Here is a 26,818-nt window from a genome sequence, read left to right on the forward strand (position 1 = left end):
ATGCCTCACCGGTCCCATCACCTGCTTTTGTGCCCCCCTTTGACGGAGCTCCCCAATGAAGTCGTTGCAACAGTTTCGCCGTAACCGCCTCAGCCGGCCGATCTTCAAGCGGGCCAAGGCGGCGCTCCCCGGCCTCTCGGACACGGAACGCGAAGCCCTGACGGCGGGAGATGTGTGGTGGGACCAGGCGCTGTTCAGCGGCCACCCGGACTGGGACCAGCTCCTGGATACGCCGCCGGCGACCCTCAGCGACGAGGAGCAGGCGTTTCTGAACGGTCCGGTAGACCGGCTCTGCGCCATGCTGGACGAGTGGGAGATCAACCGGCAGCGGGGTGACCTGCCTCCCGAGGTGTGGGACTACCTCAAGGACAATGGCTTTTTCGCCATGATTATCCCCCGCGAGTACGGGGGCCTGGCGTTTTCCGCCTTTGCCAACTCCGAGGTGGTGCGCCGCATCGCCTCGCGCTCGGTGGTGACCGCCGTCACCGTGATGGTGCCAAACTCCCTCGGTCCGGGGGAGTTGCTGATGCACTTCGGTACCCAGGCGCAGCGCGATTACTGGCTGCCGCGGCTGGCCGACGGCCGCGAGCTGCCCTGCTTCGGCCTCACCAGCAGCGAGGCGGGATCGGACGCGGCCGCCATGCGTGATCGCGGCCGCGTCTGCCGTGGCACCTTCAAGGGTCAGGAAGTGCTCGGCATTCGGCTGCAGTGGAGCAAGCGCTATATCACCCTGAGCCCGGTGGCGACAGTGCTGGGGCTGGCCTTCAAGCTCGAAGACCCGGACCACCTGCTCGGCGAGGAGACAAGGCGCGGCATCACCCTGGCCCTGGTACCCACCGACCTGCCCGGCGTCACCACCGGGCGGCGCCACCTGGCCGCCATGCAGTTCTTTCAGAACGGTCCCACCGAGGGGCAGGACGTATTCATTCCCCTGGATTACGTCATCGGCGGGGTCGAGCAGGTCGGGAAAGGCTGGCCGATGCTGATGAGCGCCCTCGCCGCCGGCCGGGGCATCTCCCTGCCCTCGCTGGCGGCCGCCGCCACCGCCCTGGCCGCCCGCACCACCGGCGCCTACGCCCGCATCCGCCACCAGTTCGGCATTCCCATCGGCGAGTTTGAGGGGGTACAGGAGCGGCTCGGCGTCCTCGCCGCCGACGCCTACATGGTGGAAGCGGCGCGACGCCTCACCTGCGCCGGCCTGGATCAAGGTTACAAGCCCTCGGTAGTCTCGGCGATCATGAAGGTGCACACCACCTATCGCATGCGCGAGAGCATCGACCACGCCCTGGATGTCCACGCCGGCAAGGCGGTCATCGACGGCCCCGGCAACTACCTCAGCGATCTCTACCGCGCGGTGCCGGTGAGCATTACCGTCGAGGGGGCCAATATCCTCACCCGCAGCATGATCATCTTCGGCCAGGGTGCCATCCGCTGCCACCCCTGGCTCCTCAAGGAGATGCTGGCGCTCGAGGAGGAGAACCCGTCCCGGGCCCTCGACGCCTTTGACGAGGCGTTCTGGGGCCATGCCGCCCACACCACCCGCACCCTGTTTCGCGCCTGGATTCGCAGCTGGTCCGGCGGGTTATTCGCCCCGTCACCGGACCGGGGCAGCCAGCACGGCTATTTCCGCCAGCTGAGCCGCTACAGCGCCGTCCTCGCTCTGCTTGCCGACGGCGCCTTGCTGACCCTGGGGGGCGATCTGAAGCGGCGCGAGATGCTCTCGGCGCGGCTGGGCGACATGCTGGCCGAACTCTACCTGCTGTCGGCGGTACTCAAGCGCTGGCAGGACGAAGGTCGCCAGGCGGCCGACCGAGCGCTGGTGGAGTACAACCTGGCGCGTGGCCTGGCCACGCTGGATCGATCCATCCAGGGGGTGCTGGCGAACCTTCCCAACCGGCCGTTGGCCGTCTGTCTGAAGCTGCTGGTACAGCCCCTGGGAGTCCGTCACCAGGGGCCCTCGGACCGACTTACCAAGCGCTGCGCGCGACTGCTACTGGATCCCGGTCCGGACCGGGAAAGGCTCACTCCCGGGCTCTTTCTGGAGGCCGGTGCCAGCGGCGCCCTGGCGGAGCTCGAGCGCTGTTTCCAGTTTGTGACCGAGACGGCCCCCCTGCGCGAGCGCCTGCACAAGGCCGGCTGCGACGATCCCCGGGAAGCGTTGCGACGGGGCCTGATCAGCGACCACCAGGCCGAACGCCTGGAGCAAGCCCAGGCGCTCAGCGACCGGGTCATCGCCGTGGACGATTTCCCGCCCGGGATCCTGGGCGAAAGCAACTTTACCCCCACCCCATCACCCACCCCCTCAGCGTCCGCCAGCGACACCCGGAAAGCCGCCGATGCCAGCGATCGATAACGCGTCCGACAAGGCCCGAGACGGCCGGGCCGTGTACCTGGTCGACGGTACCCGCACCCCGTTTCTCAAGGTGCGGGGCAAGCCCGGCCCCTTTACCCCGGTGGACCTGGCGGTCCAGTGCGGTCGCCCGCTGCTGCTGCGTCAGCGCTTCGCGCCCAGGGCCATCGACCAGGTGGTGCTTGGCTGCGTCAACGTGCTCGGCACCGAGATGAACCCTGCACGGGTCGCGGCTCTGCGCCTGGGACTCGGGGAAGCGGTGCCGGCCTTCACCGTGCAGATCAACTGCGGCTCGGGCATGCAGTCCATCGACACTGCCTGGGGACTGATTCGCAACGGCGAGCGCGAACTGGTGCTGGCCGGGGGTGCCGAGTCACTCAGCCACGCGCCGCTGCAACTGCACCCCCGTGCGGTCTCCTGGCTGGCCGAGCTGCGCCAGGCCCGCACCCTGAAAGAGCGGGCTAAGCTCCTGGGCCGCCTGCGTCCGGGCCTGTTCAAGCCGGTGGTCGCCTTGCAGCAGGGGCTCACCGACCCGGTCGCCGGACTTAATATGGGGGAAACTGCCGAAGTGCTCGCCCACTTGTTCCGGGTGACCCGGGAAGAGGCGGACACCTACGCCGTGGAGAGCCACCAGCGCCTGGCCAGGGCACACGAGGAAGGGTTTCTCGCCCAGGAAGTCCCGCCGGCCATTGCCCCCGACGGCACCCTGTACGCCCAGGATGACGGCGTGCGCCCGGACAGCTCACCCCAGAGCTTGGCCCGGCTCAGGCCGGTGTTCGAACGTCCCTACGGCCAGGTCACCGCCGGCAACAGCTCCCAGGTGAGCGACGGCGCCAGTTGGGTGCTGCTGGCCTCCGATACCGCAGTGCAACGCCACGGCCTAAAACCCCTGGCCCGGCTGGTGGACAGCCACTGGGCCGGTCTGGACCCGGAAATCATGGGGCTGGCACCGGTGGCGGCCGTCGCCGGGCTGCTGCGACGCCGGGAGCTGGCACTCGATGCGATCGACCTGTGGGAGCTCAACGAGGCGTTCGCCGCGCAGGTGCTGGCCTGCCTCAAGGCGATGGCGGACGCCGATTTCTGCCGCCAGGCTCTGGGCCTTGAGCAGGCCCTGGGCCAGCTGGACCGCCGCCGCCTCAATATCGACGGCGGCGCCATCAGCCTGGGCCACCCGGTGGGCGCCAGCGGCACCCGCATCGTCCTGCACCTGGCCTACGCCCTCAGGCGCACCGAACAGAGACTCGGGATCGCCACACAATGCATCGGCGGCGGCCAGTCCGGCGCCCTGTTGATCGAAAACCCGGAGGCCGGCCGATGAGCGGACCCATTTTCGGTTACCTGCAGACCCGGGCGCCGGTCATGGGGCCCGCGCCTTCACTCAGTAGCCCCGAGCTCCAGCATTGGCAACTGCGCCTGGATGCCCAGGGGGTCGCCTGGCTCCTGATGGACCAGGCCCAGAGCAGCGTCAACACCCTTTCCGGCCCCCTGCTCGAGGAGCTCGATCAAATCCTGGCCCAACTCGAGGCTTCGCCCCCCTCCGCACTGGTGCTGCGTTCGGCCAAAGCCGGGGACTTCTGCCTCGGCGCTGATATCGGCGAATTTCGCCGGCTGGAAGGCGAGGCCGCCGTGGTCCAGCAGCTGCAAAGGGCCCACGCTATTGTCAACCGGCTTGAACAGCTGAATTTCCCGACGCTGGCGGTGATTCATGGCCACTGCCTCGGAGGTGGGCTGGAGCTTGCGCTGTGCTGTGATCTGCGCCTGGCCCTGCCCGATGCCCGCCTGGGCTTGCCGGAGATCCTGCTCGGACTGCACCCGGGCCTCGGCGGCACCGCCCGCCTGCCTCATTTGATCGACCCGTTGCAGGCCATGACCCTGATGCTGACCGGTAAGACGCTCAATGCCCGGCGCGCTTACCAGGCGGGGCTGGTCGATGCAGTGATTGAAGAGCGCCACCTGGAGGGCGCGCTGCGGGCGGCCCGGGAAGGTTCCCTCAGCCGCCGCCCGCGTAGGCTCAAATCAAAGCTGTTGAACACCCGAGCAGCCCGCCAGATCGTGGCCCGCCAGATGCGGGCCAAAACCGCGGAGAAGGCAGACCCCACGCACTACCCCGCCCCCAGCGCCCTGATCGATCTCTGGCAGGCGCACGGGGGCGACGCCGACGCCATGCGCCAGGCTGAAACCCGCTCCTTCGCCAAGTTACTTCACACCGACACCGCGCAGAACCTAGTCCGCGTCTTCTTCCTGCAGGAGAAGCTGAAAGCGCTCACCCGCGGTGATGCGGGCCCCGTACGCTGGGTCCACGTGATCGGCGCCGGCACCATGGGCGCCGATATCGCCGCCTGGTGCGCCTACAAAGGGCTTGCCGTCAGTCTTCACGACCCCAAGGCCGACAGCCTGGCCAAAACGGTGGCAAGAACCGCCGAGCTTTGTCGACGCAAACACCTCGATGAGACCCGGACCCGGGCCGTGCTGGACCGGCTGGTGCCGGACCCGGACAACCAGGGCGTCAGCCGGGCTGACCTCGTGATTGAAGCAGTTCCGGAGAAGGCTGACCTCAAGCGAGCGGTTTACGCCGAGATCGAGCCCCGGCTCAAACCCGGCACCCTGCTGGCCACCAACACCTCCAGTATTCCCCTTGAGGAGTTACAGCAGACGCTGGCGGATACGACACGGTTTGTGGGGCTGCACTTCTTTAATCCCGTCGCCCACATGCTGCTGGTGGAGGTAGTCGCGCCCGCTGGCGCCAGTGAGGAGACCCTGGCGCGGGCCCGGGCCTTTGCCGGGCAGATCGACCGCCGTCCGGCGCCGGTGGCCAGTGCGCCGGGGTTTCTGGTCAACCGGGTGCTGATGCCCTACCTGCTGGAGGCCGTGACCCTTCTCGACGAGGGGCTGGCCCCCGAGACCATCGACCGCGCGGCCAAGGTATTCGGCATGCCCCTTGGGCCGCTGGAGCTTGCCGACCGGGTAGGGTTGGATATTTGCCTGGACGTGGCGCAGATGCTGGCCGAACGCCTGCAAGCCCCGATGACGCCGATTCCCACCTGCCTCCACGAGATGGTGGACAGAAACGAGCTTGGACAGAAGACCGGCCAAGGGTTTTACCGCTGGGAAGCAGGCAAAGCGGAGAAGGCGGACGCAGACGATCCCCCCGCCGGATTGCAAGACCGCCTGCTACTGCCGTTATTGAATGCCTGCATGAGTTGCCTTCGCGAGGGGGTGATCGAAGACCACGACCTGCTCGATGGGGCGGTGATTTTCGGCACCGGTTTCGCCCCCTTCCGCGGCGGCCCGCTGCACTACGCCAGGCAACGAGGCTACCGCGAAATTGCCGATCGGCTTGAGCAGCTGCGCCAGCGCCACGGCGAACGTTTCAAACCCGACCCCGGCTGGAGCGACCCATGACCCCTGAACGCCCACCCTCCTACGAGGATCCCGAACGGCTGGTCGATGCCCTGATCGCCCGGCTGGGCAAGCGGATCGTGCTGGCCCTGCCCCTGGGGCTGGGAAAGGCCAACCACCTGGCCAATGCCCTCTTTGACCGGGCCCTGTCCGACACCGGGCTCTCACTGACCATCTTCACTGCCCTGACGCTGGAGATACCGAGCCCCGGCAGCGAGCTGGGAAAGCGCTTTCTTGACCCCATCGCCGACAAGTTTTTCGCCCGCTACCCGCCCCTGCGTTACACCCAGCACCTGCGCACCCAGCCCCTGCCGAGCAATATCCAGGTCCATGAGTTCTTCCTGATGCCCGGTCGCTGGCTGCACACCCCCGCGGCACAGCGCAGCTATCAATGCGCCAATTACACCCAGGCGGTGGAGCTGCTCATCGGGATAGGCATCAACCTGATCGGCCAACTGGTGGCGACGGAGCAGGGCCCCGACCCGGAGCGGTTGAGCTTCAGCTGCAACCCGGACCTGAGCGTCGACCTGTTCCAGGCCCGCGCCGCCGGGCGCGCCAACTTTGTCGCCGTGGGCCAGATCAACCGGGAGCTGCCCTACATGGGCGGCGCCGCGGAACGACCGGTTGCTGACTTCGATTACCTGCTCGACGGAGACGCCGTCCAGTTCCCGCTCTACGCCCCGCCCCAGCAGCCGGTCGCCCTCCAGGAGCACGCCATCGGCCTGCAGGTTGCGCGCCTGGTTCCCGACGGCGGCACCCTGCAGATCGGCATCGGCGCCATCAGCGATGCCATCTGCCACGGGCTTTGCCTGCGCCACACCGACAACGCGGCCTATCGCGCACTGCAGGCCAGCGAGCTGGCCAACCCGCACCCCGCTGGCGCCGACCTCAACCACCTCGCACCGTTTGAAACCGGACTCTACGGGCTCAGCGAGATGCTGGTGGACGGCTTTATCAACCTGATCCAGGCGGGCGTTATCGCCCGCGAAGTGGACGGCGTGCTGCTGCACGCGGGCTTCTTCATCGGCAGTCCGCGTTTTTATCGGGCCTTAGAGGAGCTGCCGCCCGCAACCCGGGCGAAGATCGCCATGATGCCGATCTCGTTCACCAACCGCCTGTATCCGGACACCGAGGCGCGACGAGCGGCCCGCCGGGGGGCGCGCTTCGTCAACAGCGCCATGATGGCCACCCTGCTGGGCGCGGTGGTGTCGGACGGCCTAGAAGAGGGAAAGGTAGTGAGCGGCGTGGGCGGGCAGTACAACTTCGCCGCCATGTCCATGGACCTGCCGGGCGCCCGCTCGGCTATCACCCTGCCGGCCACCCGCACCGAGCAAGGGCGCGCCCGCAGCAACCTTCGCTGGCAGTACGGTCACTGCACCCTTCCCCGTCACCTGCGCGACCTGCTGGTGACCGAGTACGGGGTGGCGAACCTGCGAGGGGTGAGCGATGCAGAGGTGATTGCCCGCACGCTGGCCATTACCGACAGCCGGTTTCAAGCCGAGTTGACCGACAAGGCCAAACAGGCCGGTAAGCTCGCGGCAGACTACAGCCTCCCCGAGCGTTACCGCCACAATACCCCCCAGCGCCTGGCCGACTGGCTTGGCCCAGCCCGGGACAAAGGGCTGCTGCCGGTGTTTCCCCTGGGCAGTGATTTTAGCCCCACCGAAGAGCGTCTGGCCGAGGCCCTAAAGGCCCTGTCGCTGCTGCGCGGCGCCCCCCGGGAGCTGGCCAGGATGGCGTTGCGGGGACTCAAGGCGGGCGCGCCCGACGCCCAGACCCGTGCCTGTCTGGAACGGATGCAACTGAGTCGCCCCCGGTCGCCCCGCGACCGACTCTACCAGCTGTTGCTGCGCGGCGCGCTCAGCTGATCGCGGCTAGTTAGCGGGTGTTCGCTACTGTTAGACTGGAAAGGTCAAACTGGGGGAATCGGAGTTGGATTCGCTGTCGCAGGCAGCCCTTGGGGCGGCCATCGGTACCGCGGTACTGGGTCACAAAATTGGCTACCGCGCCGCCCTGTGGGGGAGCGCGCTCGGTACCCTGCCCGACCTCGACGTCCTGATATCCTTCGGCGGCCCCGTGGCCGATTTTACCTACCACCGCAGCTTCAGCCACTCGCTGCTGGTGCTGGCGGCGATCTCCCCTTTTCTCGCCTGGCTCATCCGACGCTTCCACCCCGAGGCCCCCGACCGGGGCGGCTGGCTGTTTCTGGTGGCGGCAGTACTGCTCACCCACCCGTTGCTGGACGCCTTTACCATCTATGGCACCCAGCTGTTCTGGCCCCTGGACACGACCCCGTTCGGTCTGGGCAGCATTTTCATCATCGACCCGCTCTATACCCTGCCGCTGCTGGCCGGCCTGGCGGCCTTTTTGCTGCTTCGGCGTCGCCCGCACCTGGCACGGCGCGGCAATGCCGTCGGGCTGCTTCTGAGTACGCTCTACCTTGCCTGGAGTGGCGCCGCCCAGCAGTGGGTGGAGCTGCGTACGCACCGCCAGCTCGCCGCCATGGCGCTTCCCCACCGTCAGGTGCTGGTGCAACCGGCCCCCCTCAATACGCTGCTGTGGCGGGTGCTGGTGATGACAGACAACGGCTACCGGGAGGGGTTTCACTCCCTTCTCGACGGCGAGCGGCCCATTCTGTTCAAGGCCTATCGCAGCGAACCCGCCCTGCTTTCAGGGCTGGAGCACCACTGGCCGGTAGAGCGCCTGCAGTGGTTTACCAAAGGTTTTTACAAAGTCGGGGCGGATGGGCAGGACATCGTGATCAGCGATCTGCGAATGGGGCTGGAACCGACGTATGTATTCAGCTTTAAAGTCGGTGAACGGGGCAACCCGCATCCACGGGCTAGGCCCGCGCAGCAACGCCCGGTCCGCCAGGATATGGGCCGTCTGCCGGGTTTGTGGAAGCGAATCTGGCAGTACCCGCCGTAAGAAGCGGCTCGGGGCTAAGGGGATTCGAAAGGGAATGGACAGGCGATAGCGGCTTCAGCCCAGGCTCGCCGCGGACCGGTCCAACAACTTCTCAAGGGAATCGGCGTCACTGGCATCGACAACCTTGCGGTAGCCCTCGGCCAGCTTGCCGAAGCGCTGTCGCAGCTCCTGCGGACCCAGGTTGTACACCTGGCCCTGCCAGATCAAATAGGAGAGATCCTGATCAACCCTTGCCTGCAATTTCCGTATCGGCACCGTGCAACCTCCTGTCGCCATAACATCGAAGTAAGGCGCCGATAATGCCACAAACAAAGACAAGCACAAGCCCTGTGGGGGATTGTACTTGTCTTAGGTCAATTGGCCGTAATAATCAGCCTGGATTCAGACCTTCATAAAGCGCTCTTCGGCCAAGCGGTTGGCGATCATGCTGGTGGGAAGCTGCTCGGCATCCGAGCGCTCAAAAATCTCCCGCAGGGTGTCGCCGATCCCCTCGATATGGCGCTGCAGCCGGGCCGGATCGTGTCCCTGGCGCTCAAAACCGACGTCAATGATTCCGCCGGCGTTGATGACAAAATCAGGGGCGTAGAGCACGCCGCGCTGCTGCAGGATTTCGCCGTGGCGCTCCTCGGCCAGCTGATTGTTGGCCGCCCCGGCGACAATCCCGGCCCGCAGCTTGGGGATACTGGCGTCGTCGAGCACGGCGCCCAGGGCGCAGGGGGCGAAGACATCCACCTCCAGCCCGATGATCTCTTCGGCCGGCACCGCGGTGGCACCCAGCTCATCGACGGCACGATCGATACTGTCCTGGTGAATATCGGTCACCCAGAGTTGGGCCCCGGCTTCGTGAAGGTATTCGGCCAGGCGGTAGCCGACGCTGCCGATTCCCTGCACCGCCACCCGCAGGCCTTCAAGATCGGTACGTCCGGTACGGTGGCGCACCGCTTCGCGCAGTCCGATAAAGGTGCCAAAGGCGGTGGAAGGTGACGGATCACCGCTGCGCACGCTGCCGTCGAGGTTGACCTTATCCCGCACGCCCGCCACATGGTCGGTTTCCAGCGCCATGATCTTGAGGTCTTCTACGCTGGTGCCGGAATCCTCGGCGGCAATATAGTCACCGCCCAGCTGGTTCAGAAAACGCCCCATGGCCCGCAGCAGGGCCTCGCTCTTATGCTGGCGCGGGTCGCCGATGATCACCGATTTGCCGCCGCCCAGTTCGAGGTTGGCGAGGGCGGACTTATAGGTCATGCCCTTGGAGAGACGAAGCACGTCACGCAGGGCTTCTTCGTCGCTGGCATAAGGCCACATGCGACAGCCGCCCAGTGCGGGGCCTCGGTTGGTGTTATGAATGGCGACGATGGCCCGCAGGCCGGTTTCGCTATCGTGGAAAAAGGAGACATTCTGGTGGCGGTCAAACGCCGGGTGACTGAAAACGGACATGGATATCCTCCCATCGCTGGATCACAGCAACGGTTTTTTACTTGTTTTATTGTTGGCCGGCTTGGGTAAGCCGGTGGCCCATTCCCTTGTGAGGAACAGGGGAACGCTAACGCCATTTTACGTTAACGTCAATAATTATTGACACGCTGTTGAGCGAATACCATAACGCCCTGCAGCCAGCGCTCCGACCCCGTCACTAAGCTCAGCAGGCAGCACATTCGGCGCGAAGCATCACCCGCGCCCTTGTCATCGGCAGGCGCCGGGGGCAAAGCAAAAAGAAGAGGAAGTAGAGAGACAGCGAAGACAAAGAGCGCCTAAGGGGTCGGCGCCCCGGTTGATAACTGAGTAACCGGCCTACGTTAGCGCATGTCCACGTAGGCCCGCTGGACCTGATTGATGTCGAGCTCGAGAATAGTCGCGTAGGTATCCTCCTGCACCGGGTAGGCCTTGACCACCCGGGCGCCGCGAACGATTCCCGCCACGGCGGCGTTGAACTGGTCATCCTGCACCACCATGTCCCGCACCTGGGTAGTGCCAAACAGGTACTGGCCGTGTACCACCGCGGCCAGTTCCTGGTAGGCGCGAAGTTTGGAAGCGCGCATGGCGTTCAGCAGTTTCTGATTGGGCGTCATACCGGGTTGCAGGCTGATGGGAGCATAACCGGTAACGCGAACCAGGTTGGGCTCGGCATTGGCGAGCTGCGCATGGCTGTGGCGCTCGGCGGCGTTGCGTAGCTGGGCGTCATGGTATTTTTGCTGGAGGGTATCGCAACCGCTAAGCAGGGCGACGCTCAGCAGCAGGGCCCCGAACCGCAACATCGGGCTGTTTCTTTTCATTGGGCCGGTACTCCGCCGTTTTCGATAATCATCCCCTGCTGGCTGCTGAGCGGATTGTAGCCCGGCAGCCCCCCCTCCAGTGCGGCGCTCGGCACCCTCGCCTGCCCGGTCGCGGCGACCTGGCGCGACACGCTGTCCAGCAGCCGGGCCTGGATCACCACCCCATCGGAATGGGTGCTGTAGGTTCCGCTGAGCACATAACTGATCCGGTGCTCGCGGTAGAAATCACTGAGCGCCTGCGGATGCTTGGGCGCATGGCCGGTCTGAAAAGCGATGGCGGTGTGGTCGATCAGGTTGAAGCCGCGGGCCTGGAGCTCGTGAAAAAAGCCCTCGGCGATCTCGTTCCCCAAGACACCCGGCGACGGCGCCGCTTCCAGCGCCACAAAGGGGGTAATGGCGATCGGCAGGGTGCGGATCCCCTTCTCCCGCAACCCCGCCTCCAACTGCTCGGCCATGCGTCGGACCGCTTCTCCCAGCGGCGCCACCGGCGCCTTCAGCGCGGCGCGACCGGAGGCCGGCTCTGGCGATAGGGCCGAATGGGGCTCGGGGACCGACAGTACATGGGTTTGCACCGGCCCGGTGACCACCACCGGCACGGGTTGTTGCACACAACCGGCCACCGTGATCAGCAGCACTGCTACGCCAAGCGCTTTTCCCATGCCTTTCATTGGTCCCCTGCCCATAAAATTCTGTGGCGTTGAATCTATCACAAAGCCCTGCGGCGAACACCTGCAGGTGCCCGGGTCTATTGCATCACCCCGCCAAAGGCCGTACCTTTTTTAGCGGCTGAAACCCACATTTCTGAACGAGCGGTTATGCGACTCACTTTCCTGCTGTTGATGGCACTTTCTTTTACCCTGACGCCGGTCCGCGCCGAGTCGCTAACCGTCGAAGCCGAGGGCCGGGGCCTGATCCGCAATCAAGACCTGGAGTCCGCCCGTCACGACGCCCTGCGCGACGCCACCCAGCAGGCCATGCTCCAGGCCGGCGCCCAGATCAGCAGCACCCAGACAATCGAGCAGGGCGTGCTCACCGTAGACAACCTGCAGGTACGCTCGCTCGGCAGCATCAGCAACGTCAGGGTTCTCGAGGAACAGGTGCAGGGCGCGATGCTGATGGTGCGGATTCAAGCCGAGGTCGGCCTCGAGGAGAACTGCCCTAACGAGGGCCCCGGCCGCCACTACCGCAAGTCGGTGGCCTTTGCCGCCTTTCCGCTCGAGCACCCCTTGCAGGCCAACCGCGGCGCACTGCATGACGTGGAGCAGGTGTTGCCCCGCGTCCTGGCCGAGACCCTGGGTCGGCAGGCGCACCTGCACACCCTGAATGCAAGCCACCTGCAGGCGCAGCCAAACCCGACCACCGCCAGCACCCAGCAGCAGCACCGGGGCGCGCTGACCAACAGCCTTCAGAGCTTCCGTGACCTGGACGTACAATTTATTGTTTCGGGGGTGGTTCGGGACATCGGCATGTTCGATCCCGAGCACAACCGCAGCAACAACCTGCTGGTGGACTGGTACGATCAGCTGGACTACCTGGGAAGTCAGCACCTGCGCAGCTTTGCCGTGGATATCTTCATCCACGATGGCTTTTCCGGCGCCCTGCTGTTTAACCGCAGCTACCGCCAGGCGGGACTCTGGAATCTGGACAAGCAGGCCCGCACCGGCTTTAACAGCCCCGCCTTCATCCGGACCGACTACGGTCGCAAGGTGGCCCAGGTCATCGAAAAGGCCAGTCAGGAAATTCAACGCCAGCTCAAGTGCGAGCCCTTCCGGGCCCGTATTGTCGAGACCGATCAGCAGTCGATCACCTTCAACGCCGGCAGCGTGGCCGGTATTCGACCGGGGGACCAGTTGCAGGTGGAACGCCGGTCCATGTTCTACGACCCCCGGGGAGAAACCCACATCCGCGTAGAGCCGACCCGCAACAGCCTGGTGGTCAACGAAGTCTACCCCCTCTTCTCCACCGGTAAGATCGCCGAGGACACCGGTGCGCGCAATATTCAGCAGGACGACCTGGTGGTCGCCTGGTAACTGGCGTCCAGCACGGTCTGGGTTACAATAGCGGTCTTTTTTTCATCCTAACCACGGAGACACCGGGTATGCCCAAGGCCTGCGACCTCAAGCGGGGCCAGGTGGTCAGCATTGACGACCAGCTCTATATCGCCAAACAGATTGATGTGAAGTCCCCCTCCTCGCGGGGCGCCCAGACCCTCTACAAGATTCGCTTCAGCCGGGTTCCCGACGGCCAGAAACTGGAGCAGAGCCTGACCGGTGACGACCAGTTGAAGGACGCCGACCTGCAGCGCCGGGCGGTGCAGCTCCTGTTTCAGGAGGATGACAGCTACACCTTCATGGACAGCGAGGATTACAGCCAGTACCAGCTCGGCGGCGACGAGCTGAGCGAGGCCCTGCCCTACCTGTATGACGGCATCGAGGGACTGACGGCCCTGCTCGTCGAGGGCCGCATGATCGCCCTCGCCCTGCCCGCTACCGTGGTGATGACGGTAGAGGAGACGGCGCCCGCCATCAAAGGTGCCTCCGCCAGCGCCCGCACCAAACCCGCCCGCTTCGCCACCGGCCTGGAGATCCAGGTGCCCGAGTACCTCGGCACCGGCGAGCAGGTCAAAATCAATACCCAAACCGGAAAATTCGTCTCCCGGGCCTGATTTATGCGCTGTACCTTCACTCCCCTGATCGCCGCCCTGCTGTTTCTGGGCGGTTGCCAACCCTCCGAGCCTGTCGCCGAGAAAGCCGCCGAGCCGACGCTGACGCGCGCGGAGAACCCACCGCCCCTGAACCCGCCTCTGGAAAGCCCTCCGCTGCCCGATTTCGGCGCCGTGAAGGACGTCACGACGAAAAAGGCCGCCTTCTTCGCCTACATGCGCCCTCTGGTGGAGCAGCAGAACCGTCACATTGAAGCCCTGCACGAGCACCTGGAGCAGCTCTCCAGCCTGCATAAGGAGCAGGGCAAACTGCACCCCGAAGACCGGGAGTGGCTGCAGGGGCTGGCCGAGCGCTACCGCGTCGACGACGCGCACGCCCCGGCCCAGTTGCAGACCCTGCAACGCAAACTCGGCCCGCTGCCACCGGCGCTGGTCCTGGCCCAGGCCGCCAACGAATCCGCCTGGGGCACCTCGCGCTTTGCCCGCCAGGGCAACAACCTGTTCGGCCAGTGGTGCTTCAGCCCCGGCTGCGGCCTGCCCCCCCTGCGGCGCAGCGCCGAGGACAGCCACGAGGTGGCGGCCTTTGATTCGGTCGCCGAAGGGGTTCACAGCTATTTCACCAACCTCAACGGCAACGCCAGTTACGCGGAGCTGCGGGCCATCCGCCGCTGCCTGAACCGCGAGGGCCAGCCGCTGGAAGGTCGAGCCCTGGCAGCGGGGCTGGACCACTACTCCGCCCGCGGCAGCCACTACGTCAAAGAGCTGCAGGCAATGATGCGGATCAACGAGCTCGAACCCTGGGCCCGCAACTGGTGGGGTGGCTCCGACCCGTCCCACCCCTGCTTTGACCTGGTCCAGGTGCAGGTAGAAGAGCCGGACCCCTTGAAAATGCCCGAGCCGGACCCCGCGTCAACGTCCGCCGCGGTCAGCTCTACCGTCAGCGCCGCAACCCCTTCGGTTTCGAGCGCAACGGCATCCTCTGAGGTGAGCGCCATGGCGGCCGTCACTTCGCTTGCAGCGGCCTCCCCCGCCGCCCCGGTAGCGACTGAAGGCGCCGCGGCGCCAGCCACCACCCCGGCAGCGACTGGCTCAGCGGCCATCATCTCAACCGCCGCCGCCTCGCTCCCGCCAATGTCAATCACCACCAGTTCTGCAGGATCCCCTTCCATCCCTCCCGCGGCGCAATAGCTCGCTGCCTGCGCCGAGGGCGAGGTTAAAGGGCAGAGGGCAGAGGGAAACGGGCTAAATCGAAGAACAAAGCCGCCGTATTTGCGGCTAGGGCTCGCGCAGCGCCAGGGGGGCAAACCGGGCCTCGCGGGCCTTCTCATTGAACCAGGCCAGCTTGGCGTGCAGCTCCACCACTTCGCCGACGATAATCAGGCTCGGCGGCTCCATGGGGTTGCGGGCCAGTGCCTCGCCAAGGGTTTCCAGGGTCGCCGTCAGCACTTTCTGGCGGGGGGTGGAAGCAGCCTGCACCACGGCAACGGGGGTCTCAGGGGCTTTACCATGCAGAATCATCTGCCGGCACAGGTGCTCAATACGGTGCAGCCCCATGTAAAAGACAATCGTCTGGTGATCGTGGACCAGCTCGGGCCAGTTCAGATCCGAAGTGCGGTTCTTCAACTGACCGGTCACAAACTTGACCGACTGGGCGTAATCGCGGTGCGTGAGAGGAATGCCCCCGTAGGCGGCGCTGGCTGACGCGGCGGTAATCCCCGGCACCACCTGGAAAGGGATGCCCTGGGCGGACAACTCCTCCAGCTCCTCGCCGCCACGACCAAAGATAAAAGGGTCTCCCCCCTTTAGCCGCAACACCCGCTTGCCTTCGCGCGCCAGACGCACCAGCAGCGCATTGATCCCCTCCTGGGGCACGGCGTGGTTGGAGCGTTCCTTGCCAACGTAGATACGGTCTGCGTCGCGCCGGCACAGGTCCACCACCTCGGGTGAAACCAGGCGGTCGTAAAGCACCACATCTGCCTGCTGCATCAGGCGCAGTGCCTTGAAGGTCAGCAGTTCAGGGTCCCCGGGGCCGGCGCCCACCAGGTAAACCTCACCGACGGCGGGCGCTGGCGCATCCTTTTCCAGCTCTGCCTCCAACAGCGTTGCCGCCTCCTCCTCACGTCCGGCCAGGACGCTCTCCGCCACCGGGCCCTGCAGCACCCGCTCCCAAAAGCCGCGACGTTGGTTGATATCGCCGAAGCGGTCTCTAACCCGCTCACGGTAACCTCCCACCAGGGCGCCGAGCCGGCTGTAGGCCTTGGGAATCAGGGTTTCAAGGCGGGCCCGCAACAGCCGGGCCAGGACCGGCGACTGGCCACCGCTGGAGATCGCCACGACGATGGGCGAGCGGTCGACGATGGCGGGGAAGATAAAGCTGCACAGGGGCGGGTTGTCCACCACGTTCACCGGCACCCCGCGGCGGGTCGCGTCCCGGTGCACGGCCTGGTTCACCGCCTCGTCGTCGGTGGCGGCGATAACCAGGGCCTTACCCTCGAGCAACGTCTCCCGATAGTGCCCTTCCACCACGGCACCGCCGCCGCTGGCAGCCAGCTCGGCCAGCTCCGCGGCCACGGCCGGCGCCACCACCGTGACGCGGGCCCCGGCGCTTTGCAGCAGCCGCGCCTTGCGCAGCGCCACCGCGCCACCGCCCACCAGCAGGCAGGGACGGTCTTTAAGGTTAAAAAAGAGCGGCAGGTACTTCACGGCCACCTCTCCCAGGCGGGTTCAAGCGGGCACCGGAAGCGCCTCGTCCTAGGGTTTGAACCTGAGCGGCGTGACGCTCGCGGCGTGCAGGCCGCACTCCTTGGCTTCGGGATCCTCCCACCACCAGCGGCCGGCCCGCACATCCTCGCCCATGGAGATGGCCCGGGTGCAGGGGGCACAGCCGATGCTGGGGTAGTGCTGATCATGGAGCTCATTGTAGGGGATGTCCCGGGCCCGAATGTAGGCCCAGACCTCTTTTTCGCTCCAGTCTGCCAGGGGGTTGATCTTCTGCAGGCCGTTGGCCGCATCCCACTGGCTGTGGGCGACGTCATCCCGGGTTACCGCCTGCTCGCGACGGATGCCGGTGATCCAGGCTTTTTTACCGGCCAGGGCCCGCTGCAGAGGCTCCACTTTGCGCATGTGACAGCAGGCCTTGCGCAGCTCCTGGCTCTCGTAAAAGGCGTTGATGCCGTACTCGTTGACATACTTCTCAACGCTGGCGGATTCGGGGAAGTAGACCTTGATCTTGGTCTCGTAACGGCTCTCGATGGCCGACAGCAGGCGCAGGGTCTCCTCGGGCAGGCGTCCCGTGTCCAGGCTGAAAATCTCGATATCGGGCACATGGCGGCAGATCAGGTCGGTGATCACCACATCCTCCGCGCCCAGGCTGTTAGCAAAGGTCACCGCGCCGTACTCACGCAGCGCCTCTTTCAGCAGGGCGACCGACTGCTCCACCTTGGCCTGCAGGCCGCTGTCCAACGTTTCACTCACCATGTTGTCCTCGTTCTGCTCGCAATTAACGACGGAACAGCGGCCGGGGATCGTCCGCCGCCCCCTGATAACGCACGCTGATCTCGTCAAAGGCCTGCAGCATGTCGTCGCTATACCGCTCCTCCGGTACCTCCAGGGCGTCGAAGCCGCAGCGGGCCATAAACCGCAAGCGGTCCCAGCTCACTGCGCCCACCGCACGCACCTGCCCTGTAAAACCATACTTTTCCCGCAGCAGGCGGGCGAGGCTGAAGCCACGGCCGTCGGCAAAGCTGGGGAAGTTAATCGCCACCAGCGCAAGGTCCGGCAGGTCCGGCGCCAGCGCTTCCAGCTCCTGATCAGGCTCGATCAGCACGCCAAGGCGCCCCTCGGCGGCTTTCAGGGTCGCCTTGTGCTCGCACCAGAGCGCCCAGGGAACTAATCGATCGCCGGCGGACGGCAGGGGTTGCTCTTCGCTGACCCGCAGCCAGGTGTCGTCGTTAACCCGCTGCTGATTAATGATGAGAGGCATAGACTCGCTCCTTAAAGGGTGCATTGCCGATGCGGCGCACACAATCGATAAAACGCTCGCCCTCGAGGCGGTTCTCAATAAAGACGCCGATAATCTTCTCCAGGGTGTCGGCCACTTCCTCGCTGGGAATGGACTTGCCCAGCACCTTGCCCAGGGAGACATCCTCCCGGGAGGAGCCGCCGAGGGTGAACTGGTAATAGGACTCGCCCTTCTTGTCCACCCCGAGAATGCCGATATGGCCCACGTGGTGATGGGCACAGGCGTTGATGCAGCCGGACATGTTGAGGCGCATCTCCCCCAGGTCGTAGAGGTAATCCAGGTCGTCAAAGCGCTCCTGGATCTGGCGCGCGACCCCCAGGGTGTAGGCGTTAGCCAGGCTGCAGAAGTCCAGCCCCGGGCAGACGATCATATCGTTAATGGTGCCCACCACGGGACGGGCCAGCCCCGCCTCGGCCAGCGCCTGCCACAGGGGATAGAGATCCGCCTGTTTGATGTGGGCCAGAACCATGTTCTGCTGGTGGGTGGTGCGGATTTCACCGAAGTTGTAGCGATCGGCGAGGTCCGCAATGAGGTCCATCTGGGCGTCGGTGACGTCTCCCGGGGCCTTGAGGAAGTCCTTCAGGGTCAGGGTGACGGCGCGGTAGCCGGGCACCTTGTGGTCGACCGTGTTGCGCTCGATCCAGATGGCGAAGTCCCGGTCGCTGGCCAGCCGCTCGGGATAACTGGTGTCCTCGCTGGCATCGTTTTGGTAGGGGTGCGCGGGGAAATGCCCCCTCACCCGCTCCATCTCCGCCTCCGTCAGGCGCAGGTCGGAATCCTTGATCCGGTCCCACTCGGCCTCCACCTCATCACGGAAGGCATCGGCGCCCATGGCGTCCACCAGGATCTTGATCCGCGCCTTGTACTTGTTGTCCCGGCGTCCCCGCAAGTTGTAGACCCGCAGGATCGCCTCCAGGTAAGTGAGCAGGTCCTCCTTTTCCAGGAACGGACGGATCTGCTTGCCGATCATCGGGGTCCGCCCGAGGCCGCCGCCGACCAGCACCTCGAACCCGACCCGCCCTTCGTCGTTGCGCACCAGGCGCACGCCGATGTCGTGTACCTGGGTAGCGGCCCGGTCCTGGGCAGAGCCGGTGACGGCAATCTTGAACTTGCGCGGCAGGTAAGCGAACTCGGGGTGCAGCGCGGCCCACTGGCGAATGATTTCGCTCCAGGGGCGCGGGTCCTCGATCTCATCATCAAAGACGCCGGAAAAGTGGTCGGAAGTGACGCTGCGAATGCAGCTTCCCGAGGTCTGGATGGCGTGCATCTGCACCTTGGCAAGATCCGCCAGAATGTCCGGCACCTGCTCCAGGGCCGGCCAGTTGAACTGAATGTTCTGGCGGGTGGTGATGTGGGCGTAGCCCTTGTCGTACTTGCGCGCCACCTCGGCCAGCCCGCGCAGCTGGGCGGAAGAGAGCAGGCCGTAGTTGATCGCCACCCGCAGCATGGGGGCGTGGGTCTGGATGTAGAGACCATTCTGCAGCCGCAGCACCCGGTACTCGTCCTCGGGAATCTCCCCGGCCAGGTAGCGCCGGGTCTGGTCCCGGAACTGCTCGGCCCGTTCTTCGATCAGTCTCTGGTCCTGTTCGCTGTATTGGTACATCGATCTTTACCTTTAATTACCTCGTGGGCGATTGCTCGCCCGGTCCGGCGACCGTCCAAGGGCCGCAAAGAGTGTTGCTCAGCCTACCAGCACAAAACGCAGGCCGATAAAGAGCAGCAGGCTGCCCATAATGGGCTGCATGAGCCTCGGCGACAAGCGGGTGCCCAGATGTCCCCCCACATAGACTCCGGGCAGGGAGCCGATCAGCAGGTAAGCCAGCAGGGTGGTATCCAGGAAGCCCAGCTGCCAGTGGCCCACCCCCGCCACCCCGGTCAGCACCACCGCGTGAACCAGATCGGTGGCCACGATCATAGGCATGGTCATATGGGGAAACAAGATGATCAGCAAGGCAGTACCCAGCGCGCCGGCACCCACGCTGGAGAGGGTGACCAGCCCGCCCAGCAACAGGCCGGCGACGCTGGTCAGGGTCATACGCCAGCGCCGCACCAGGGGCCTGAGCCGTGGCGCGTCGACGTGGGTCACGTAGTCGCGGATGCGGCTGCGCAGAAACACGGCAATGGAGGTCAGCACCAGGCTCACCCCCAGGGTCAGGTTGATCAGGTGTTCGATGGACTCCATCGCCTCGATGCCGCTCAGCAGCCAGAGGGTGATCAAGGAACCCGGAATGCTGCCCGTCAGCAAGGCAAAGACCACCCGCCAGTGCACCAACTTCTTGCGGGCATAGGGCCAGACGCCGCCAGCCTTGGTGATGGCGGCGTAAAGCAGATCGGTGCTGACCGCCACCGCCGGGCTGATGCCGAAACCGGCAATCAGAATGGGCGTCATCAGGGCGCCCCCCCCGATGCCGGTCAGGCCGACGATAAAGCCGACCACCAGCCCTGCGATGCTGTATGCCAGTTCCATGTACAAAGTCCATCAAAACACTCGGAATTCAGCGTGGCATAATAGGCACTTCCATATATAACTCAAAAGAATAATTAGAAATTTATGTAGACCGATAAGTTATCTAAACCCGACAAACCCAATTCTCGCCAGCCACAAACCCGGCCCCCTCATATAGCGTCCAGATCTAAAAAGATTCTAATTTATTCTTTTTTATTTTATCGGTGTTGTCAGTACACTATCGGTCTATACTGGCGCGGGCTGTGCATCACCGGCACCCGCCCGAACCCCAAAATGCGTACGTCGAAAGCCTATTCACAGAGCCGAATCATGAGCGTAATTGCAGAACAACGACTGACTCACCTCAAGCAACTGGAAGCTGAGAGCATCCAAATCATCCGCGAAGTGGCCGCCGAGTTTGAGCGGCCGGTGATGCTCTACTCCATCGGCAAGGACTCCTCGGTGATGCTGCACCTGACCCGCAAGGCGTTCTATCCCGGCAAGCCGCCGTTTCCCCTGATGCACGTGGACACCACCTGGAAATTCCGCGAGATGATCGAGTTCCGCGACCGCATGGCCGAAGAGGCGGGCATGGATCTGATCGTGCATATCAACCAGGAAGGGGTGGAGATGGGGATCAATCCCTTCACCCACGGCTCCAAAAAGCACACCGACATCATGAAGACGGCATCGCTGAAGCAGGCCCTGGACAAGTACGGTTTCGACGCCGCCTTCGGCGGAGCCCGCCGCGACGAGGAGAAGTCACGCGCCAAGGAGCGGGTGTTCTCCTTCCGCGACAAGAACCACCGCTGGGATCCCAAGAACCAGCGCCCGGAACTGTGGAGCCTCTACAACGCCCGCATCGACAAGGGGGAGAGCATCCGTGTCTTCCCGCTCTCCAACTGGACCGAGCTCGATATCTGGCAGTACATCCACCTGGAGAGCATCCCCATCGTCCCCCTCTACCTGTCCAAGAAGCGCCCGGTGGTTGAGCGCGACGGCATGCTGATCATGGTCGACGACGAGCGCATGCCCCTGGAGGCCGGGGAAAAGCCGATGATGAAGCCGATCCGCTTCCGCACCCTGGGCTGCTACCCCCTGACCGGGGCCATCGAGTCCGAGGCCGACACCCTGCCCGAGGTAATTCAGGAGATGCTGCTGACCACCACCTCTGAACGCCAGGGCCGCGCCATCGACCACGATTCCTCAGGCTCCATGGAGCAGAAGAAGAAGGAAGGCTACTTCTAGGGGGCCGTTGCCCGCCCCACAAGCTTCAGGACCGAACCGAGCATTTTGAGACGAGCGAGACAATGAGTCACCAATCCGAACTGATCAGCGCCGACATTCACGCCTACCTGGCCCAGCACGAGCAGAAGGAGCTGCTGCGCCTGCTCACCTGCGGCAACGTCGACGACGGCAAGAGCACCCTGATCGGGCGCCTGCTGCACGATTCCAAGATGATTTACGAAGACCAGCTGGAGTCGATCAAGTCCGACAGCATCAAGTCCGGCACCACCGGCGAAGAGGTGGACCTGGCGCTGCTGGTGGACGGCCTGCAGGCCGAGCGCGAGCAGGGCATCACCATCGATGTCGCCTACCGTTACTTCTCCACCGCCAAGCGCAAGTTCATCATCGCCGACACCCCCGGCCACGAGCAATACACCCGCAACATGGCCACCGGCGCCTCCACCTGCGACCTGGCGGTGATCCTGATCGACGCCCGCCACGGCGTGCAGACCCAGACCAAGCGCCACAGTTTCATCACCTCCCTGCTGGGCATCAAGCACACCATCATCGCGGTAAACAAGATGGACCTGGTGGATTACAGCGAGGCAGTGTTTGAAGAGATCAAGGCCGACTTCGAGACCTTCACCCAGGGCCTCAACATGAAGGACGTCCACTTCGTGCCGCTGTCCGCCCTCAAGGGCGACAACGTGGTCAACCACTCCGGGCACATGCCCTGGTATCAGGGTGAGCCGCTGATGGGGCTGCTGGAAAACATCCAGATTGCCGCCGACCGCAACCTCAACGACCTGCGTTTCCCGGTCCAGTACGTCAACCGCCCGAACCTGGATTTTCGCGGTTACTGCGGCACCCTGGCCTCGGGCCGGGTGCGCCCCGGGGACGCCGTCACCGTACTGCCCTCCGGCAAGAGCAGCACCGTCAAATCCATCGTCACCTACGACGGCGACCTGGAGGAGGCCTACCCGCCCATGTCGGTCACCCTGACCCTGGAGGACGAAATCGACGTCAGCCGCGGGGATATTATCGTTCACAGCGACAAGGTGCCGGCAGTCTACAACAAGTTCGACGCCGACCTGGTGTGGATGAACGAAGCGGCCATGGAGCCGGGCAAGGAGTACCTGATCAAGATCGGCACCACCACGGTGCCGGGCAACGTCGCCCACCTGAGGTACAAGGTGGACGTCAACACCCTGCAGAAAGAGGACGGCGAGCGCCTGGCGCTGAACGAGATCGGCCGTTGCGAGCTGAGCCTGGACCGCCCGGTGGTGGCCGATGACTACGGCACCCACCCCGGTACCGGCGCCTTTATCGTGGTGGACCGCCTGACCAACCTCACCGTCGGCGCCGGCATGGTGCGCAGCGGCGCCAGCCAGCTGGTGGACGCCGAGCACTTTGAGCTCAGCGACCAGCCCCAGATCACCCAGGAGCAGCGTGGTCGCCGCTTCGGCCAGCGCCCCGTCAAGCTCTACCTGCACGGGGGGCATGCCGAACAGCGGGATGCCGCCGCCTACACCCTGGAGAAGCAGCTGTTCGGCCAGGGCCGTGCCGTCACCGTCATCAGCGACGCCATCCTGCAACAGGCGGTCAACCAGGACCTGGGCGGCGACAGCGCCGATCGCGACCAGGCCTGCATGCGCCTGGACGCGGTCGCCGAGCTGATGGTCAACAGCGGCCTGATCTGCCTGTGCCTGGTTCCCGAGGCCCCGGCCTACGCGGAGCTGAAGGTGAGCCTTGAGGAACAGGACCCCGAGGCGGCGGTCAGAGAAGCACTCACGGTGCTGAAACAAGGCCGCTACATCTGACCCATGCGCCGGGGCGGCTCTGCCCCGGCATGACGCCTGAGCCGATTCGAGCTAGAATAGCGCCCCTCGCCGCGCACCGCCCTCCCTGGGCGGGCGCCGCGGGTTTCACTTTGGCACCTTGTTGCTGTAGACAGGCCGCAACCCCATGCTTGATTACCTGCTGATCCTGGTCAGCACCGTACTGGTCAACAATTTCGTTCTGGCGCAGTTCCTGGGCCTGTGCCCGTTCATGGGCGTCTCCAACAAACTGGAGACCGCCATGGGCATGTCCCTGGCCACCACCTTTGTGCTGACCCTCTCCTCGGTCTGCGCCTACCTGGTCTACCAGTACCTGCTGCTGCCCCTGGACCTGGCCTTCCTGCAGACCATCAGCTTTATCCTCGTCATCGCCGTGGTGGTCCAGTTCACCGAGATGGTGGTGCACAAGACCAGCCCCCTGCTCTACCGGGTACTGGGCATTTTTCTGCCGCTGATCACCACCAACTGCGCGGTGCTGGGGGTGGCCCTGCTCAACATCAAGAAGCAGAACGGTTTTCTGGAGTCGATCTTCTACGGTTTCGGCGCTGCCGCCGGCTTCTCCCTGGCACTGATCCTCTTCTCCGCGCTGCGCGAGCGTATCGCCGTGGCGGACGTCCCGGGGCCGTTTCGCGGCTCGGCCATCGGCATGATCACCGCCGGCCTGATGTCACTGGCCTTTCTCGGGTTCACCGGCCTGGTGCAGTTCTAGGGAGCCCCATGGAAAGCATCCTGATCGCCATCTTCGCCCTGCTTGGCCTGGCCCTGGTGTTTGGCGCCCTGCTGGGTTTTGCCTCCATCCGGTTCAAGGTCGAGGGCAATCCCATCGTTGACCAGATAGACGAGCTGCTGCCCCAAACCCAGTGCGGACAATGCGGCCACCCGGGCTGCCGCCCCTACGCCGAAGCCATCGCCAACGGCGAAGCCATCAACAAGTGCCCCCCGGGGGGGCAGAGCACCATCGACGCCCTGGCCGATCTGCTGGACGTGGAGCCGCAGCCGCTGGACGCCGAACACGGCGAAGAGAAGCCCCGGGCAGTGGCCTACATTCGCGAGGACGAGTGCATCGGCTGCACCAAGTGCATTCAGGCCTGCCCGGTCGACGCCATCCTCGGAGCGGCCAAGCAGATGCACACGGTGATCATTTCCGAGTGTACCGGCTGTGACCTCTGCGTTGAGCCCTGCCCGGTGGACTGCATCGACATGATCCCCATCGAGCCCACCCTCGCCAGCTGGAGCTGGTCGGAGCCCCGGCCGGGGGTACAGATCATCGCCACCGACCGGGGTCACCGCGCCGCGGTCACCGGGAGCACCACATGAGCCGTATCTGGAGCTTTCAAGGCGGCATTCACCCGCCGGAAAACAAGCAGCAGTCCCTGCAACAGCCCCTGCAGCCCCTGTCCCTGCCCGAGCGTCTGATCCTGCCGCTGCAGCAGAACATCGGCACCCCCGCCGTGCCCCGGGTGAACGTGGGAGAAAAGGTGCTCAAGGGGCAGTGTATTGCCGATCCCGGCAGCCACGTCAGCGTCTTTCACCACGCACCGACTTCGGGCACCGTGAGCGACATCGGCATGTACCCGGTCCCCCACGCCTCGGGGATGGATGCGTTGTGCATCGTGATCGAACCCGACGGCGAAGAGCGCTGGGCCGAGCTCGAGGGCATCGAAGATTTTCGTGCCGCAAGCAAGAAAGATGTTGCGGAGAAGATCCGTGTCGCGGGCCTTGCCGGCATGGGCGGCGCCGGTTTTCCCACCGACATCAAACTGCACCTGTCGGACGACCATATCGTCACCACCCTGATCGCCAACGGCGTGGAGTGCGAGCCTTACATCACCGCCGATGACACCTTGATGCGAGCGCGCGCCGAAGAGGTGATCGGCGGACTGGAGATTGCCACCCACCTGATCCAGCCCACCCACGTGCTGATCGGCATCGAGGACAACAAGCCCGAGGCGGCCATGGCGATCAACGCCGCCGCCGCCCGAAGCCCGCTGGATATCGAGGTGGTGGTGGTGCCCACCAAGTACCCCAGCGGCGGCGAGCGCCAGCTCATCAAACTGCTCACCGGGGTGGAAGTCCCCCATGGCCAGATTCCCGCCGATATCGGCATCGTGGTGCAGAACGTCGGCACCCTGGCCGCGGTCTACCGCGCCGTGCACGCGGGCGAGCCGCTGATATCCCGTATCACCACACTCACCGGGGACGCCGCCGAGCGGCCCGGCAACTACGAGGTTCTGCTGGGCACCCCGGTGTCCCACCTGCTCGACGAGGCCGGCGTGGACCGCGAGCGCCTGTCGCGGCTGATCATGGGCGGGCCCATGATGGGCTACACCCTGGACCAGCCCGGTGTGCCCCTGATCAAGACCAGCAACTGCCTGATCGCCGGCACGCAGGAGGAGTTTCCCCCGGCGCCGCCGGCGCAGAACTGCATCCGCTGCGGTCAGTGCGAGCAGGTGTGCCCGGCCAGCCTGCTGCCCCAGCAGCTGCACTGGTTCGCCAAGGGCCGCGAGTTCGGCAAGGCCCTGGACTACAACTTGATGGATTGCATCGAGTGCGGGGCCTGTGCCTATGTCTGCCCCAGCAACATTCCCCTGGTTCAGTATTACCGCTTTGCCAAGGGGGAGATCCGCAAGGAGCAGGTCGAACAGCGCAAGGCCGAGCAGGCCCGGCAGCGTTTCGAGGCCCGCCAGGCGCGCCTTGAGCAGGAAAAAGAGGAGAAGGCCCGCAAGCGGCGCGAGCGTGCCGAAGCAGCCGCCCGTGCCCAGACCAGTAGACCCCAGCCCGCGGCTACCAACGCCGGCGCGCAGGCAAGCGACCCGGAGGCCCAGCTCAAGCAGCTCAAGACCCAGGCGGCCGTGGCCCGCACCAAGCTGAAGAAGGCGCAAAAGGCACTGGAGCAGGCCGAGGCCACCGGCGAAGGAGACAGCCAAGCCCTGGCGGCCGAGGTCGCGGCCGCCCAGGCCCGCAGCGACGCCCTCGAGAAGCAGCTGCAGCAGGCGCAGCAGCAAGCCCAGGCAGATCCTTCCAAAGAGCCCGACCTCAAAGCCCTGAAGGTAGCCGCCGCTGTGGCCCGCACCAAGGTCAGCAAGACCGAAAAGGCCCTCACCGAGGCTGAGCAAAAGGGCGCCCCCAGTGCCGAGAAACTGCGGGACTCCCTGGCCACCCTCCGCGCCAAGGCCGACGAGGCCCAACGGGCTTTCGAAGAGGCAGAGCGAGCCGCCGCTAGCGGCCAAGAGGAAGACACGGCCTCCCCGGCACTGGACATCAAGGCCCTCAAGACCGCCGCGGCGGTAGCGCGCACCAAGCTGAAAAAAGCCCAGCGCGCGCTGAGCGATGCCCGCGAAACCGGCGACACGGAGCAGATAGCCGAGTTTGAGCCCCAGGTCCGCGAACTCGAGGCCCAGGCCGAGAAAGCGGCCCGGGCCCTGGCGGAGGCCGAAGCGGCCCAGCCGGCAAGCCCCGTTGAGGCAGACCTCAAGGCGCTCAAGAGCGCCGCGGCCATCGCCCGGACCAAGGTGAAGAAGACCGAGAAAGCCCTGGCGGACGCCCGTGAGAAGGGGCTGGCTTCGGCCGATCAACTGGAAACGGCCCTCGCGGGGCTGCGGCAGAAGGCCGCGGACGCCGAGCGGGCCTTGCAAGACGCCCAGCCCCGAGCGGGTGCGGTAGAGGACGCGTGA

22 protein-coding genes are annotated in these 26,818 nt (G+C 65.2%); 13 read left to right on the plus strand and 9 right to left on the minus strand.

Annotated elements, in window-relative coordinates; all coding sequences use genetic code 11:
• Window positions 1-55 precede the first annotated feature (55 nt).
• The 5 genes from JGZ97_RS11575 to JGZ97_RS11595 all read left to right on the plus strand — a co-directional run bounded on the left by JGZ97_RS11575 (window position 56) and on the right by JGZ97_RS11595 (window position 8,677).
• On the plus strand, window positions 56-2,353 hold the full coding sequence (locus JGZ97_RS11575) for an acyl-CoA dehydrogenase (RefSeq protein ID WP_207062783.1): 2,298 nt from the start codon (window positions 56-58) through the stop codon (window positions 2,351-2,353).
• Complete coding sequence (locus JGZ97_RS11580; RefSeq protein WP_207062784.1) at window positions 2,337-3,668, plus strand: acetyl-CoA C-acetyltransferase; 1,332 nt, start codon at window positions 2,337-2,339, stop codon at window positions 3,666-3,668. Before JGZ97_RS11575 ends, JGZ97_RS11580 begins: the two co-directional genes overlap by 17 nt.
• Entirely contained in the window at window positions 3,665-5,752 is a 2,088-nt protein-coding gene (locus JGZ97_RS11585; RefSeq protein WP_207062785.1) for a 3-hydroxyacyl-CoA dehydrogenase NAD-binding domain-containing protein, read from the plus strand. Before JGZ97_RS11580 ends, JGZ97_RS11585 begins: the two co-directional genes overlap by 4 nt.
• Window positions 5,749-7,617, plus strand: coding sequence for an acetyl-CoA hydrolase/transferase C-terminal domain-containing protein (locus JGZ97_RS11590; protein ID WP_207062786.1), 1,869 nt, complete (start codon window positions 5,749-5,751; stop codon window positions 7,615-7,617). The genes JGZ97_RS11585 and JGZ97_RS11590 overlap by 4 nt, the downstream gene beginning before the upstream one ends.
• 64 nt (window positions 7,618-7,681) lie before the next feature.
• A complete protein-coding gene (locus JGZ97_RS11595; protein WP_207062787.1) occupies window positions 7,682-8,677 on the plus strand; it encodes a metal-dependent hydrolase in 996 nt (331 codons plus the stop codon).
• 54 nt (window positions 8,678-8,731) lie between these two features.
• Here the strand turns inward: JGZ97_RS11595 and JGZ97_RS11600 are convergent, their stop codons facing one another.
• From JGZ97_RS11600 to JGZ97_RS11615, 4 genes are all read right to left on the minus strand, one after another.
• Window positions 8,732-8,932: a hypothetical protein gene (locus JGZ97_RS11600; RefSeq protein WP_207062788.1), complete on the minus strand. Its 201-nt coding sequence runs from the start codon at window positions 8,930-8,932 to the stop codon at window positions 8,732-8,734.
• A 126-nt stretch (window positions 8,933-9,058) separates the two neighbouring features.
• Window positions 9,059-10,114 (minus strand): Glu/Leu/Phe/Val dehydrogenase dimerization domain-containing protein, encoded by a 1,056-nt coding sequence (locus JGZ97_RS11605; RefSeq protein WP_207062789.1) that lies wholly within the window; start codon window positions 10,112-10,114, stop codon window positions 9,059-9,061.
• Window positions 10,115-10,473: 359 nt separating this feature from the next.
• Window positions 10,474-10,950 (minus strand): LPP20 family lipoprotein, encoded by a 477-nt coding sequence (locus tag JGZ97_RS11610; protein ID WP_242521707.1) that lies wholly within the window; start codon window positions 10,948-10,950, stop codon window positions 10,474-10,476.
• Window positions 10,947-11,609 carry a FlgO family outer membrane protein gene (locus JGZ97_RS11615; protein ID WP_207062790.1) on the minus strand — a complete coding sequence of 221 codons (663 nt, stop codon included), beginning with the start codon at window positions 11,607-11,609 and terminating at the stop codon, window positions 10,947-10,949. Before JGZ97_RS11615 ends, JGZ97_RS11610 begins: the two co-directional genes overlap by 4 nt.
• A 156-nt stretch (window positions 11,610-11,765) precedes the next feature.
• Here JGZ97_RS11615 and JGZ97_RS11620 point away from each other — a divergent pair, with 156 nt between their 5' ends.
• From JGZ97_RS11620 to JGZ97_RS11630, 3 genes are all read left to right on the plus strand, one after another.
• A complete protein-coding gene (locus JGZ97_RS11620) occupies window positions 11,766-12,980 on the plus strand; it encodes a flagellar assembly protein T N-terminal domain-containing protein (protein WP_207062791.1) in 1,215 nt (404 codons plus the stop codon).
• Between the two features lie 68 nt (window positions 12,981-13,048).
• Window positions 13,049-13,615: an elongation factor P-like protein YeiP gene (gene yeiP, locus JGZ97_RS11625; RefSeq protein ID WP_207062792.1), complete on the plus strand. Its 567-nt coding sequence runs from the start codon at window positions 13,049-13,051 to the stop codon at window positions 13,613-13,615.
• A gap of 3 nt (window positions 13,616-13,618) precedes the next feature.
• Window positions 13,619-14,800, plus strand: coding sequence for a glucosaminidase domain-containing protein (locus JGZ97_RS11630; RefSeq protein WP_207062793.1), 1,182 nt, complete (start codon window positions 13,619-13,621; stop codon window positions 14,798-14,800).
• Window positions 14,801-14,887: 87 nt separating this feature from the next.
• Here the strand turns inward: JGZ97_RS11630 and cysG are convergent, their stop codons facing one another.
• The 5 genes from cysG to JGZ97_RS11655 form a co-directional block, all read right to left on the minus strand.
• Window positions 14,888-16,315: a siroheme synthase CysG gene (gene cysG / locus JGZ97_RS11635; RefSeq protein WP_207062794.1), complete on the minus strand. Its 1,428-nt coding sequence runs from the start codon at window positions 16,313-16,315 to the stop codon at window positions 14,888-14,890.
• Between the two features lie 48 nt (window positions 16,316-16,363).
• Window positions 16,364-17,086, minus strand: coding sequence for a phosphoadenylyl-sulfate reductase (locus JGZ97_RS11640; RefSeq protein ID WP_207062795.1), 723 nt, complete (start codon window positions 17,084-17,086; stop codon window positions 16,364-16,366).
• Window positions 17,087-17,111: 25 nt separating this feature from the next.
• Window positions 17,112-17,594, minus strand: coding sequence for a DUF934 domain-containing protein (locus JGZ97_RS11645; protein ID WP_207062796.1), 483 nt, complete (start codon window positions 17,592-17,594; stop codon window positions 17,112-17,114).
• Window positions 17,578-19,236: a nitrite/sulfite reductase gene (locus JGZ97_RS11650; protein ID WP_207062797.1), complete on the minus strand. Its 1,659-nt coding sequence runs from the start codon at window positions 19,234-19,236 to the stop codon at window positions 17,578-17,580. The genes JGZ97_RS11645 and JGZ97_RS11650 overlap by 17 nt, the downstream gene beginning before the upstream one ends.
• A gap of 78 nt (window positions 19,237-19,314) precedes the next feature.
• Complete coding sequence (locus JGZ97_RS11655; protein WP_207062798.1) at window positions 19,315-20,100, minus strand: sulfite exporter TauE/SafE family protein; 786 nt, start codon at window positions 20,098-20,100, stop codon at window positions 19,315-19,317.
• 309 nt (window positions 20,101-20,409) lie between these two features.
• Here JGZ97_RS11655 and cysD point away from each other — a divergent pair, with 309 nt between their 5' ends.
• The 5 genes from cysD to rsxC all read left to right on the plus strand — a co-directional run bounded on the left by cysD (window position 20,410) and on the right by rsxC (window position 26,818).
• On the plus strand, window positions 20,410-21,327 hold the full coding sequence (gene cysD, locus JGZ97_RS11660) for a sulfate adenylyltransferase subunit CysD (RefSeq protein ID WP_242521708.1): 918 nt from the start codon (window positions 20,410-20,412) through the stop codon (window positions 21,325-21,327).
• 62 nt (window positions 21,328-21,389) lie between these two features.
• On the plus strand, window positions 21,390-23,126 hold the full coding sequence (gene cysN / locus JGZ97_RS11665) for a sulfate adenylyltransferase subunit CysN (protein ID WP_207062799.1): 1,737 nt from the start codon (window positions 21,390-21,392) through the stop codon (window positions 23,124-23,126).
• A gap of 145 nt (window positions 23,127-23,271) precedes the next feature.
• Entirely contained in the window at window positions 23,272-23,853 is a 582-nt protein-coding gene (gene rsxA, locus JGZ97_RS11670) for an electron transport complex subunit RsxA (RefSeq protein ID WP_207062800.1), read from the plus strand.
• 8 nt (window positions 23,854-23,861) lie between these two features.
• Window positions 23,862-24,461: an electron transport complex subunit RsxB gene (gene rsxB / locus JGZ97_RS11675; protein WP_207062801.1), complete on the plus strand. Its 600-nt coding sequence runs from the start codon at window positions 23,862-23,864 to the stop codon at window positions 24,459-24,461.
• The gene (gene rsxC / locus JGZ97_RS11680; protein ID WP_207062802.1) at window positions 24,458-26,818 is read left to right on the plus strand and encodes an electron transport complex subunit RsxC; all 2,361 of its coding nucleotides are present in this window, start codon (window positions 24,458-24,460) and stop codon (window positions 26,816-26,818) included. Before rsxB ends, rsxC begins: the two co-directional genes overlap by 4 nt.

The sequence above is a fragment of the Motiliproteus sp. SC1-56 genome (assembly GCF_017309075.1).
Lineage (GTDB): Bacteria > Pseudomonadota > Gammaproteobacteria > Pseudomonadales > Balneatricaceae > Motiliproteus.

Coding starts and splice junctions, on each gene's coding strand:
- JGZ97_RS11575 (WP_207062783.1), top strand. CDS start 56: ATGAAGTCGTTGCAACAGTTTCGCCGTAACCGCCTCAGCCGGCCGATC.
- JGZ97_RS11580 (WP_207062784.1), top strand. CDS start 2,337: ATGCCAGCGATCGATAACGCGTCCGACAAGGCCCGAGACGGCCGGGCC.
- JGZ97_RS11585 (WP_207062785.1), top strand. CDS start 3,665: ATGAGCGGACCCATTTTCGGTTACCTGCAGACCCGGGCGCCGGTCATG.
- JGZ97_RS11590 (WP_207062786.1), top strand. CDS start 5,749: ATGACCCCTGAACGCCCACCCTCCTACGAGGATCCCGAACGGCTGGTC.
- JGZ97_RS11605 (WP_207062789.1), bottom strand. CDS start 10,114: ATGTCCGTTTTCAGTCACCCGGCGTTTGACCGCCACCAGAATGTCTCC.
- JGZ97_RS11610 (WP_242521707.1), bottom strand. CDS start 10,950: ATGAAAAGAAACAGCCCGATGTTGCGGTTCGGGGCCCTGCTGCTGAGC.
- JGZ97_RS11615 (WP_207062790.1), bottom strand. CDS start 11,609: ATGGGAAAAGCGCTTGGCGTAGCAGTGCTGCTGATCACGGTGGCCGGT.
- JGZ97_RS11620 (WP_207062791.1), top strand. CDS start 11,766: ATGCGACTCACTTTCCTGCTGTTGATGGCACTTTCTTTTACCCTGACG.
- yeiP (WP_207062792.1), top strand. CDS start 13,049: ATGCCCAAGGCCTGCGACCTCAAGCGGGGCCAGGTGGTCAGCATTGAC.
- JGZ97_RS11630 (WP_207062793.1), top strand. CDS start 13,619: ATGCGCTGTACCTTCACTCCCCTGATCGCCGCCCTGCTGTTTCTGGGC.
- JGZ97_RS11645 (WP_207062796.1), bottom strand. CDS start 17,594: ATGCCTCTCATCATTAATCAGCAGCGGGTTAACGACGACACCTGGCTG.
- JGZ97_RS11650 (WP_207062797.1), bottom strand. CDS start 19,236: ATGTACCAATACAGCGAACAGGACCAGAGACTGATCGAAGAACGGGCC.
- JGZ97_RS11655 (WP_207062798.1), bottom strand. CDS start 20,100: ATGGAACTGGCATACAGCATCGCAGGGCTGGTGGTCGGCTTTATCGTC.
- cysD (WP_242521708.1), top strand. CDS start 20,410: ATGAGCGTAATTGCAGAACAACGACTGACTCACCTCAAGCAACTGGAA.
- cysN (WP_207062799.1), top strand. CDS start 21,390: ATGAGTCACCAATCCGAACTGATCAGCGCCGACATTCACGCCTACCTG.
- rsxA (WP_207062800.1), top strand. CDS start 23,272: ATGCTTGATTACCTGCTGATCCTGGTCAGCACCGTACTGGTCAACAAT.
- rsxB (WP_207062801.1), top strand. CDS start 23,862: ATGGAAAGCATCCTGATCGCCATCTTCGCCCTGCTTGGCCTGGCCCTG.
- rsxC (WP_207062802.1), top strand. CDS start 24,458: ATGAGCCGTATCTGGAGCTTTCAAGGCGGCATTCACCCGCCGGAAAAC.